The organism is Acidithiobacillus sp. (assembly GCF_023256195.1).
Lineage (GTDB): Bacteria > Pseudomonadota > Gammaproteobacteria > Acidithiobacillales > Acidithiobacillaceae > Acidithiobacillus_A.
This window is the reverse complement of sequence record NZ_JAGDWX010000023.1, coordinates 125,017-134,916: the sequence shown is the minus strand read 5'-3', so window position 1 is coordinate 134,916 and position 9,900 is coordinate 125,017. Positions and strand designations below refer to the sequence as shown.

At 63.6% G+C, this 9,900-nt stretch carries 13 protein-coding genes; 6 read left to right on the top strand and 7 right to left on the bottom strand.

Translation table 11 applies throughout. From position 1 onward, the window contains the following. The 3 genes from Q0C23_RS05325 to Q0C23_RS05315 form a co-directional block, all read right to left on the bottom strand. Positions 1-257: glycosyltransferase (locus tag Q0C23_RS05325; RefSeq protein WP_291511348.1), on the bottom strand; the 257-nt coding region annotated here is incomplete at its 3' end. Between the two features lie 35 nt (positions 258-292). Continuing rightward, on the bottom strand, positions 293-1,423 hold the full coding sequence (locus Q0C23_RS05320) for a PilT/PilU family type 4a pilus ATPase (RefSeq protein ID WP_291511347.1): 1,131 nt from the start codon (positions 1,421-1,423) through the stop codon (positions 293-295). Positions 1,424-1,431: 8 nt separating this feature from the next. Next, positions 1,432-2,481 (bottom strand): type IV pilus twitching motility protein PilT, encoded by a 1,050-nt coding sequence (locus tag Q0C23_RS05315; protein WP_291511346.1) that lies wholly within the window; start codon positions 2,479-2,481, stop codon positions 1,432-1,434. 71 nt (positions 2,482-2,552) lie between these two features. On the opposite strand from Q0C23_RS05315, the gene Q0C23_RS05310 reads away from it, so the two are divergent. From Q0C23_RS05310 to bioB, 5 genes are read left to right on the top strand one after another with little or no spacing between them, the layout of a single operon-like run. Continuing rightward, positions 2,553-3,245, top strand: a complete 693-nt coding sequence (locus Q0C23_RS05310; protein ID WP_291511345.1) for a YggS family pyridoxal phosphate-dependent enzyme — start codon at positions 2,553-2,555, stop codon at positions 3,243-3,245. Then, positions 3,242-4,072, top strand: coding sequence for a pyrroline-5-carboxylate reductase (gene proC / locus Q0C23_RS05305; RefSeq protein ID WP_291511344.1), 831 nt, complete (start codon positions 3,242-3,244; stop codon positions 4,070-4,072). The genes Q0C23_RS05310 and proC overlap by 4 nt, the downstream gene beginning before the upstream one ends. Next, a complete protein-coding gene (locus Q0C23_RS05300) occupies positions 4,069-4,350 on the top strand; it encodes a YggT family protein (RefSeq protein ID WP_291511343.1) in 282 nt (93 codons plus the stop codon). The genes proC and Q0C23_RS05300 overlap by 4 nt, the downstream gene beginning before the upstream one ends. A 6-nt stretch (positions 4,351-4,356) precedes the next feature. Further along, positions 4,357-4,713, top strand: coding sequence for a DUF167 domain-containing protein (locus Q0C23_RS05295; protein ID WP_367273183.1), 357 nt, complete (start codon positions 4,357-4,359; stop codon positions 4,711-4,713). After that, positions 4,691-5,638 carry a biotin synthase BioB gene (gene bioB, locus Q0C23_RS05290; protein ID WP_291511342.1) on the top strand — a complete coding sequence of 316 codons (948 nt, stop codon included), beginning with the start codon at positions 4,691-4,693 and terminating at the stop codon, positions 5,636-5,638. Before Q0C23_RS05295 ends, bioB begins: the two co-directional genes overlap by 23 nt. A gap of 58 nt (positions 5,639-5,696) precedes the next feature. Here the strand turns inward: bioB and Q0C23_RS05285 are convergent, their stop codons facing one another. After that, complete coding sequence (locus Q0C23_RS05285) at positions 5,697-6,251, bottom strand: acyloxyacyl hydrolase (RefSeq protein WP_291511341.1); 555 nt, start codon at positions 6,249-6,251, stop codon at positions 5,697-5,699. Between the two features lie 177 nt (positions 6,252-6,428). Here Q0C23_RS05285 and Q0C23_RS05280 point away from each other — a divergent pair, with 177 nt between their 5' ends. Continuing rightward, positions 6,429-7,442, top strand: a complete 1,014-nt coding sequence (locus Q0C23_RS05280) for an HlyD family secretion protein (RefSeq protein WP_291511340.1) — start codon at positions 6,429-6,431, stop codon at positions 7,440-7,442. Between the two features lie 18 nt (positions 7,443-7,460). On the opposite strand, the gene Q0C23_RS05275 is transcribed toward Q0C23_RS05280, so the two are convergent. The 3 genes from Q0C23_RS05275 to Q0C23_RS05265 all read right to left on the bottom strand — a co-directional run bounded on the left by Q0C23_RS05275 (position 7,461) and on the right by Q0C23_RS05265 (position 9,759). Then, positions 7,461-8,123 (bottom strand): pyrimidine 5'-nucleotidase, encoded by a 663-nt coding sequence (locus tag Q0C23_RS05275; RefSeq protein WP_291511339.1) that lies wholly within the window; start codon positions 8,121-8,123, stop codon positions 7,461-7,463. A gap of 114 nt (positions 8,124-8,237) precedes the next feature. Then, complete coding sequence (argB, locus tag Q0C23_RS05270) at positions 8,238-9,107, bottom strand: acetylglutamate kinase (RefSeq protein ID WP_291511338.1); 870 nt, start codon at positions 9,105-9,107, stop codon at positions 8,238-8,240. 16 nt (positions 9,108-9,123) lie between these two features. Continuing rightward, on the bottom strand, positions 9,124-9,759 hold the full coding sequence (locus Q0C23_RS05265; protein WP_291511337.1) for a TetR/AcrR family transcriptional regulator: 636 nt from the start codon (positions 9,757-9,759) through the stop codon (positions 9,124-9,126). Positions 9,760-9,900 lie beyond the last annotated feature (141 nt).

The following is a 9,900-nucleotide window of genomic DNA, read 5'->3' as shown; positions in this document are numbered from 1 at the left end:
CGAGCCAGCGCGGCGGTACCGTCGCTGCTCTGATCGTCCACGACGATGAGGCGCAGGTCCCCCGGGTAGTCCTGGCCCAGAATACTGCGGACACAGGCACCGATGCCGGCCGCCTCATTGCGCGCCGGGACCACCGCCGTCACCGCCGGCCAGCGCGAGAGCGGCGCGATCTCTGGCGCCAGGCGCTCATCGCAACGCCAGAACCTTCCTCGCGCCAGATAGAGCACTCCCCAGGCAAGGGCCGCCGCCCAGGTCACAAGGACTGCGAGCCACTCGAGGAGTGTATTCGCACTCAGCCCTGAATGCGCCACTGCTGCTCGCCAGCGGCCTGCGCCCCCGGATCCTCGAGGCCGCGCCGCAGGCATTCCATCTTGATGGCCAGACGCAGGTCGTTCTGCGAGTCCGCCCCCCGCAGGGCATCCTCGTAGCGGATCAGGCCGTCCATGTAGAGTTTCAGCAGGGATTGGTCGAAGGTCTGCATGCCCACATCGTTGGTGCGGGCCATGGCGTCCTTGAGCAGACCCACCTCGCCCTTGTAGATCAAATCGGCAATGGCCGGAGTGTTGATCAGGATCTCCATGGCCGCCATGCGTCCCGGACGGTCCTTCAGGGGCAGCAGTCGCTGCGACACCACCGCCCGCAGGTTGAGGGACAGATCCATCAACAGCTGCCGTTTGCGATCTTCCGGGAAAAAATTGATGATGCGTTCGATGGCCTGGTTGGCATTGTTGGCGTGCAGGGTCGAGAGACAGAGATGACCCGTCTCGGCGTAGGCGATGGCGTGGTCCATGGTGTCGCGGCTACGGATCTCGCCGATGAGGATGACGTCCGGTGCTTCCCGTAAGGCGTTTTCCAAGGCCTTTTCGTAGCTCAGGGTATCGATGCCCACCTCGCGCTGATTGACGATGGATTGATAGTTCTTGTGGAGGAACTCGATGGGATCCTCGATGGTGAGAATGTGCCCTGGGGAGTTCTGATTGCGATATTGGATCATGGAGGCCAGGGACGTACTCTTGCCCGAACCCGTAGCGCCCACGAAAAGCACGAGTCCCCGCGCCGACATGGCCAGGCTCTTGAGCACCTCGGGCATCCTCAGCTGCTCGAGGGTCGGGATGTCGGTCTTGATGGCGCGCAGCACGAAGCCCAGCTCACCGCGCTGGAAGAAGCCGTTGACGCGAAAGCGACCTATCCCTGGGGCAGAAATGGCCATATTGATCTCTTTTTCCTGCTGGAACTCCTGCAGGCGCTCCAGACCCAGGATCTCCTTGGCAAGGGCCAGGGTCTGCCCGGGCCGCAGGCTCTCTTGACCGACGGGGATGGCGCGGCCGTCGATCTTCAGGGTGGGTGGCGCGCCGACGGTGAGGTACAGGTCCGAGGCGTTCTTCTGGACCATCAGTTGCAGCAATTGCTCGAGAGCAGCCATCCTTCACCTCAGGCGACAGCGGCGAAACTGTCTTTGTTCTGCACCCGCCGCAGAGCTTCTTCGCGGGTGATGCGATGGGCGCGGACCAGATCCGCGAGGCACTGATCCAGGGTCTGCATGCCTTGGTTCTGTCCGGTCTGGATCACCGAATACATCTGCGCGATCTTGTTCTCGCGGATGAGATTGCGGATGGCCGGATTGGCAATCATGATCTCGTGGGCTGCCACTCGGCCCTTGCCATCCGCCGTCTTCAGCAGGGTCTGGGAGATGACCGAGCGCAGGGACTCCGACAGCATGGCCCGCACCATGTCTTTCTCACCGCCCGGGAAGGAGTCGACGATACGGTCGATGGTCTTGGGCGCCGAGCTCGTGTGCAGGGTCGCAAAGACCACGTGGCCCGTTTCTGCGGCGGTCAGCGCCAGGCGCATGGTCTCCAGATCGCGCAGCTCGCCCACCAGAATGACGTCCGGATCCTCACGCAGGGCCGACCGCAGAGCGTTGGCGAAGGAGTGGGTGTGCGGCCCAACCTCGCGCTGGTTGATAAGGCATTTCTTGGAGGTGTGAAGGAACTCGATGGGGTCCTCGATGGTGATGATGTGATCGGCCCGCTGCTGATTGATGTGATCGACCATGGCGGCGAGGGTGGTGGACTTGCCGGATCCCGTGGGACCCGTCACCAGCACCAGGCCGCGCGGGACATTGATGATCTCCTTGAAGACCTTGGGTGCGTTCAGATCCTCCAGGCTCAGCACCTTGGCGGGAATGGTACGGAAGGCCGCCGCCGGTCCCCGATCCTGATTGAAGGCATTGACACGAAAACGCGCCACCCCCGCCAGCTCGATGGCAAAGTCGATCTCGAGATTTTCCTCGTACCACTTGCGCTGGGCATCGTTCATGATGTCGTAGATCATGGCGTGTACTGCCTTGGCATCCAGGGCCTCGACGTTGAGGTGACGAATGTCGCCGTTGATGCGCAGCATGGGCGGCATACCGGCGGAAACGTGGGTGTCGGAGGCATTGTTCTTGACGGCAAAAGTGAGCAGTTCGGTGATGTCCACGGCGATTCTCCCGAGGGTGTGGAGCGACAGAGTTGGGTTACGACGCCATGGGGTCTAATATAGTCGAGCTTATGGAATCCGCCCAAGCCGTCTCTGATCCCCTGCTCACGCGCCTGCGTGCCGTGCAGGAAGCGCTCCGTCCCTATCCTGAGGTCCGTCTGCTGGCCGTCAGCAAAGGCGTGGCGGCGAACCGTCTGCGTCTGGCTTACGGGCATGGTCTGCGCCATTTTGGTGAAAACTATCTGCAGGAGGCCCTGGACAAGCAGGAAGCGCTCGCCGACCTGGAGGGCATCGTCTGGCACTTCATCGGCCGCATTCAACGCAACAAGACGCGCGCCATTGCCCGAAGTTTCCAGTGGGTGGAGAGCGTCGATCGCGAGCTCGTGGCCGAGCGCCTGAATCTTGCCCGAGTGGGCATGCCCCCGCTGGATGTCCTCATCGAGGTCAATGCCGGTGGCGAGGACAGCAAGGGCGGGGCGGCGCCGGATGCCGTCGAATCGCTGGCGCGCGTCATCGTCGCGCTGCCACAGCTGCGCCTGCGCGGTCTCATGGCGCTGGTCCGGCCGCGTCCGGAAGAGGCCGACGCCGATTTCGCCACCCTGGCGGCGTCCTTTCAGGCCCTGCAGCGTGCTTTTCCCGACCAAGCTATCGATACGCTTTCCATGGGTACTTCGACGGACTATGCTCGGGCTTTGCCGTTGGGCTCGACGCAGGTCCGGGTCGGTACCGCCCTTTTTGGCCACAGATCACAGGAGACGACGTGAGCGAACCCCGTATCCGTTTCATCGGTGCCGGCAACATGGCGCGCGCCATCATCGCCGGCCTGCGACGGCAGGGGGTAGCCGGTGAAGAGATCGCCGTACATGCCCCGCATCCGGAGCGGCGCGAGGCTCTGGCAAGGGACTACGGCATCATCAGCTGCGATGCCGACGCCGTCACCGTCGCTGCCGACAGCATCGTCGTCTACGCCGCCAAACCCAAACAGGTAGAAACGATCCTGCCACGCTGGCGCGCCGCCCTGGAGGCAGGACCGGGCATCTTCCTCTCGCTCGCCGCCGGTATCACCAGCGCCAGCCTCAAGCGATTGCTCGGGCCCAAGGTACCCGTCCTACGCTGCATGCCCAATACGCCGGCGCAAATCGGCGCGGGCATGACGACCCTCTATGCCGATGCCTCCGTCGTCGCAGAACACCGCCGAGCGGCGGAGACCGTCCTCGCGGCCGTCGGCCGTTGCCTGTGGCTGGAGGATGAGGGACTCATGGACGCCGCCACCGCTCTCGCCGGCAGTGGTCCGGCCTATGTCCTGCTCTTTCTGGAAGCCCTGGAGGATGCCGGTGTCCTGCAGGGCCTGCCGCGCGCCACCGCCCGCACCTTGGCCGGTGAGACGGTCCTGGGCGCCGCACGTCTGGCGCAAGAAGCCGACACAGCGCCCAGCCTGCTGCGGCATCAGGTCACCAGCCCGGCCGGCACCACGGCCGCGGCCCTGGCCGTCTGGGAAGAGGGACTGCGGACGCTCGCCCAGCGCGCCGTGCAGGCCGCCGTCGACCGGAGTCGCGCCTTGGCCCGAGCCACGGAGGAGGGCAAATCGTGATCAGCAACCTCAGCGTCAGCATTGCCCAATTGACGAGCCTCGTTTTGACTCTGCTCTTCTGGGCCATTTTCATCCGCGCCATTCTCTCCTGGGTGAACCCCGACCCCTACAACCCCATCGTCCGAGCCCTGGATCGCATCACCACGCCCATTCTCTATCCCATTCAGCGAGTGGTGCCACTCTTTGGCGGTATCGACCTCAGTCCCTTCATCGCCATGTTGCTCATCGAACTTTTGAAAGGACTCCTGGTGCGCGCCATCCTCAATCTGGGTGGCTGACAACCTGTGAAGGACCGGGAACACAGCACGCCTTGGCGCCCCAGCAGCGTCGACTCGGGCACCCTCACCGTACAGGTGCAGCCGGGCGCGCGGGAGGAAGGCTTAGTCGGCCACTACGGCGATGCCCTCCGGATCCGGCTCCGGGCCCGTGCGCTGGACGGAGCGGCCAACGCCGCGCTGCTGCAGTATCTGGCGCGCTGTCTCGACCTTGGGCCCGGACAGATCGCGCTGCGCCATGGCCTGCGCTCGCGACGCAAGCTCCTGACCCTGAGCGCGCTCCGACCCCACCAGCGCCAAAAGCTCGATCTTCTTCTGTCTCAGTCTGCCCCTGTGGAGCCCCATGACCACCGACACCGCCCCTAGCCTCGACCGGATCCTCGAGTACTTCGAGCTGCCCTTCAACGACCTGATCTTTCAGGCGCAGCAGGTACACCGCCAGCACTTCGATGCCAATGCCGTGCAGCATTCGACCCTGCTCTCCATCAAGACGGGCAATTGTCCGGAGGACTGCGGCTACTGCGCCCAGAGTGTCCACCACCAGAGCGATGCCTTGGCAGTCACGGATCTGTTGTCGCTGGATGCGGTACGAGCTGCCGCCGCCGAGGCCAAGGCGGGCGGCGCCCAACGCTTCTGCATGGGAGCGGCCTGGCGCCGTCCCCACGACCGCGATATCGAGAAAGTGGCGGCCATGATCGGCGCGGTCAAAGCGCTGGGGATGGAAACCTGCGTGACTCTGGGCATGCTCGAACCCCGGCAGGCCGAGCGCCTGGCCGAGGCGGGTCTGGACTACTACAACCACAATCTCGACACTTCGCCGGAGTTCTATGGCGAGGTGATCCACACCCGCCGTTATGAGGAGCGTCTGGAAACCCTGGAAGCCGTGCGCAAGGCAGGCATCAAGGTCTGTGCCGGCGGTATCCTTGGCCTCGGCGAAAGTCGTCGCGATCGCGCCCGCCTCCTGCAAGAGCTGGCCAAGCTGCCCACCGCGCCCGAGAGTATCCCCATCAACGCCCTGGTACCCATCCCGGGGACGCCGCTGGAGCACGCGCCAGCGGTCGATGAGATCGAGTTCGCCCGCACCATCGCCGTCGCCCGCCTGCTCTTTCCCAGCAGCTACCTCCGCCTGGCCGCCGGTCGCGAGCGCATGAGCGACAGCCTGCAGGCCCTGTGTTTCCTCGCGGGCGCCAACAGCATTTTTCTGGGCGAGCGCCTGCTCACCACCAACAACGCCGAACCGAGCCGCGATCAGCAGCTCTTCAGCCGTCTGGGACTACACCCAACGACCTGAGCCGAGGTCGCGGGGCAGGACATAAGACCGACCACGTCCCGCCCGCCCCCTGCTGGTATCAGGAATGATCGCCGAAGGACAGAGGGATGGAATAGGTGACCAGGGCCTCATTCTCGCCCGGATCCTGCTTCACGATCTTGGCGTTGGAGATATGAGCAATCTTCACACCCAGGCGTGACCCGTTGGCGAACTGGTAGGCGAGGCCCAACTCCAGGCGAAACTGGAAGGTACTGCCGAGATCCTTGCCGCGGCCCTTGTCGTAACCACCAAAACCCAGCACTGGCGTCAGTATCCAGTGGTCATTGTCCCAGGCGATGTCGGAATAGAAACCGGTATAGCCCATGATGCCGCCGTCGGTATTCACCATCAGACCGTACAGGGCGCCGATTCCAAAGAGCTTGGATGCGCTCTGATATTCCACATTGAGCTCGGGAATGCGCGGATTGGGGCCACGGATGGGACGCACGCCGACGCCGTTGAATACGCCCACCCCCGCACTGAAATAGGCAGGGCCACCCTGAATGACGTGCAAGCCTTCTGCGTATATCGAGCCGGATCCCGCCAAAGCGAGGGCAGCGACTCCGAATAGGGCTATTTTGACACGGTTTTTCATCACTTCTCCTTCTTTGGTGAGCAAGGAACTTGCCGACAACTCGACTTTACGCTATGGTATCGACCGAACGGTCAGTATGCGATTCTGTTGCGGCCGCTGTCAAAGCCGAGCGTGCTCGGCGCGACGCTTGCGCGCAGTATAGCGTATCCCGTGACGAAACTTGCAGCGAGGGCAGCCATGCGTTGGTTGAAGCGTTTCATCGTCCTGGTCATCATCGTTGTGGTCGCCTTTGGCGCCTACGCCTACTTCCAGATTGCCGATTACTATCCCAGCACAGACGATGCCTACGTGCATGCACACATGGTCAATATCGCGCCACGGGTCACGGGCCACATCGTCGCCTTGTACGTGCACGACAACCAGGTAGTCCACAAAGGTCAGCCGCTGCTGAAGATCGACCCGCGCGCCTATCTCTATGCTCTGGAGCGTGCCGAGGCGGAGCTGACCCAGGCGGAACGCCAGACCGCGGCCATCCGTGCCAACATCGCCCAGGCACAGGCCCAGATCGAGGCCGACCAGGTCAACTACCAGAACGCCACCCGCAATGCGCAGCGCGCGGCCGCCCTGGCCAAGCAGAAATACATGTCGGCACAGCAGGCGGACAATGAGGCCACCACCGCCAGGGCGGCGGCGGCCAAGCTCAGCGCCGACCGCGCCGCCCTCGCCTCCCAGCAAGCTCAGCAGGCCCTCAACCAGGCCCGCATCGAAGCTGCCAAGGCGGCGGTGCGCAGCGCCAAGCTCGACCTGTCGGAGACGACCATCTACGCGCCGCTCACCGGGGTGGTCAGCAAAGTGGACAAGATACACGTCGGCGATGTGGTCAACGTCAATCAGGACCTGTTTCCCCTGATCGGCAATCAGGAGTACTGGATCGAGGCAAATTACAAGGAAACGGACCTCAACCGCGTGCACCCGGGCCAGAAAGCGGAGGTACACATCGACATGTACCCCAACCATCGTTTCCACGGTATCGTCACCAGCCTCAGCGGTGGCGCGGGCAATGCCTTTTCGCTCCTGCCGCCGGAAAATGCCACGGGGAACTGGGTCAAGGTGACGCAGCGGGTGCCGGTACGCATCACCATCCTCGATCCAGACCCGAAAAAGCCGCTGCACATCGGCACCAGCGCTTCCGTGACCATCGATACCGGCGGCGCGCCGGACTGGGTCAAGGCCCTGCAGCCTCTGCTCTGAGGACCCTCTTGGGGTCGGTCATCGACCCCGGACGGTGGCCGTTCGCCGATCCCAGCCGAAACCCTCCAATGGCCTGCCCCACTGCGCTGGGCTCGCCAGCTGAAGGGCACCCTTGACGGGATGCCGACGATGGCTGATGTGCACGGTCTGCATACCGAGCCAGCGAGCGGTGCGCAGATTGGCCCGGCTGTCGTCAAAGAAGATGCAACGCCAGCTCGGCACGCGCAGCGATCGCAGGATACGCCGATAGACCTGTGCGTCGGGCTTGCCGCGATAGTCGGCAAAGTGCATGTCGAAAATCCCGGCAAACTGGTCCTCTACCCCCAGCCGAGCCAGGACCCGGCGGGCGTGACTCGCCACACTGTTGGTAAAGACGAAGGCCGGTCCCGGCAGATGCCGCAGCCACTGGCGCAGCGATCGATCCGGCGGGACCGTGGCCGCCAGTGCTGGCGGGTGAATGGCCTCCAGAAACTCCACAGGATCCACGGCGTGATGCCGCATCAGGCCGGCCAGCGTGGTCCCATAGCGGCGCCAATAGTGCTGGCGCAGGGCGCTGGCTCCGGTCTCGTCAAGGCCGAGCCGGCGCATGAGGTAATCGTGGATGAAGGCGTGCATGTGCGGGAAGCAGTGGCGATTGGCGTCGTAGAGCGTATTATCCAGATCGAAAAGAAAGATGGGCACGGGACGCCGCCGCCAGCCACGTCGCGAGAGCAGGACCTTCGACCCCGCAGATCTCCGGGTTCGTCGTCCTCGCCTTCCCTGAGACCAGCGGACACGACGCACGGCCACAAGCCCTCAGTCCAGATCCGAGATGAGGGTACCCACACCAGCCCGGGTAAAGATCTCCAGCAGTAAAGCGTGGGGAACGCGCCCGTCGATGATGTGGGTCGCCTTGACACCGGCAGCCACCGCATCCAGGCAGCATTGCACCTTGGGCACCATGCCCCCATGGATACTGCCGTCGGCCAGACGCTGCTGGATCTCCGCCGCACGCAGCCGAGTGCAGAGTCGCCCCGAGCTGTCCAGAACCCCCGGCACATTGGTCATGAGGATGAGCTTCTCGGCCTTGAGGGTCGCGGCCAGCGCCCCGGCGACCAGATCGGCATTGATGTTGTAGGACTCCCCCGCCGGTCCGACGCCGATGGGAGCAATCACCGGGACGATGTCACCGCCCTCCAGAAAACGGAGAATCTCGGCATCGATGCGCGCCACCTCTCCCACCCAGCCGAGGTCGCGGCCATCGGCCCGCTCCAGACGACGCGCACGGATGAGGTGGCCGTCCTTGCCCGTCAGCCCCAAGGCGCGACCACCGGCACGATTGATGGCGTGGACGATCTCCTTGTTCACCAGGCCGCCCAGTACCATTTCCACTACCGCCATGGTCGCCGAGTCCGTCACGCGCATGCCGTCCACGAACTGGGTCTCCACACCCAGCTGCTCGAGCATGCGGCCGATCTGCGGCCCACCGCCATGCACCACCACGGGATTCATGCCCACCTGGCGCATCAAGGTGATATCCAGAGCGAACTGTTCCTGCAGGGCCGGCTCGGTCATGGCGTTGCCGCCGTATTTGATGACCAGGGTACTGCCCTGGAAACGCTGCATGTAGGGTAGGGCTTCGGTGAGGATTTCCGCCTGCAGCGCAGGATCGACGACAGCATTCATAGGTGCAGATCTACCATCAGGACGAAGGATTGGGGGTTGCGATGCCGAGGAGCAGGAGCTCCACCATGGCCTTGTCGTAGGCCTCGGGATCGTTGGCAAAGGCGACCTCGGGATAATGTCGCAGGGTATCCCGATGCTGAAAGAAAAAGACATTACCGGCGATGAGGAGAATCGCGGCCACGGCGGGATCGATTTCCGCGCGCAATTCGCCGCGCTCCTGACCGTTGCGGATAAGCTCTACCAGGTTGCTGAAGAGTTCGCTGAAGCCCTGCTCTGCCAGTTCCTTTGCTCGGGGAGCACCTTTTTCCAGGATCTCGCGCCAGACCAGACGCACCAAGCGCGGACGTTTCAGGAGCGCCTGCAGATGGCTGTTGGCAAAGTGGTGCAGGATCTCGCTGACGCTTCCGTGGGAGTTGATGGCCTCTTGCAGCAGGGTGCGAAGGTTTTCGCTCGCCGAGCGCAGCACCGCGAGATACAGCGCATCCTTGTTGGGAAAATAATGATAGATATTGGCCTTGCTGATGCCCGCGGCCTGTGCAATGGCGTGCATGGATACCGCATCGAAACCGCGATCGGCAAAAAGTTCTTCCGCGGCGTCGAGAATCCTGCGACTCCCGTCGCCGATATTGGGTTCTATCCCCTCATCCTGCATGCCCCACGTCCTCTTGGCTGCCCCTGCTGGACCGACCAACCGGTCGAGGGCCACAGTTTAGCACCACAGACGGCGATGACGCCAAAAGGCGATGAAAAGTGTCGCGAACAGCTGCTCGGCAGCGCGACGCGCAACCGTTTT

Bases quoted from the DNA above. Each gene is read 5' to 3' on its own strand.
- Q0C23_RS05320 (WP_291511347.1), bottom strand. From the start codon at position 1,423: ATGGCTGCTCTCGAGCAATTGCTGCAACTGATGGTCCAGAAGAACGCC.
- Q0C23_RS05310 (WP_291511345.1), top strand. From the start codon at position 2,553: ATGGAATCCGCCCAAGCCGTCTCTGATCCCCTGCTCACGCGCCTGCGT.
- bioB (WP_291511342.1), top strand. From the start codon at position 4,691: ATGACCACCGACACCGCCCCTAGCCTCGACCGGATCCTCGAGTACTTC.
- Q0C23_RS05285 (WP_291511341.1), bottom strand. From the start codon at position 6,251: ATGAAAAACCGTGTCAAAATAGCCCTATTCGGAGTCGCTGCCCTCGCT.
- Q0C23_RS05280 (WP_291511340.1), top strand. From the start codon at position 6,429: ATGCGTTGGTTGAAGCGTTTCATCGTCCTGGTCATCATCGTTGTGGTC.
- argB (WP_291511338.1), bottom strand. From the start codon at position 9,107: ATGAATGCTGTCGTCGATCCTGCGCTGCAGGCGGAAATCCTCACCGAA.
- Q0C23_RS05265 (WP_291511337.1), bottom strand. From the start codon at position 9,759: ATGCAGGATGAGGGGATAGAACCCAATATCGGCGACGGGAGTCGCAGG.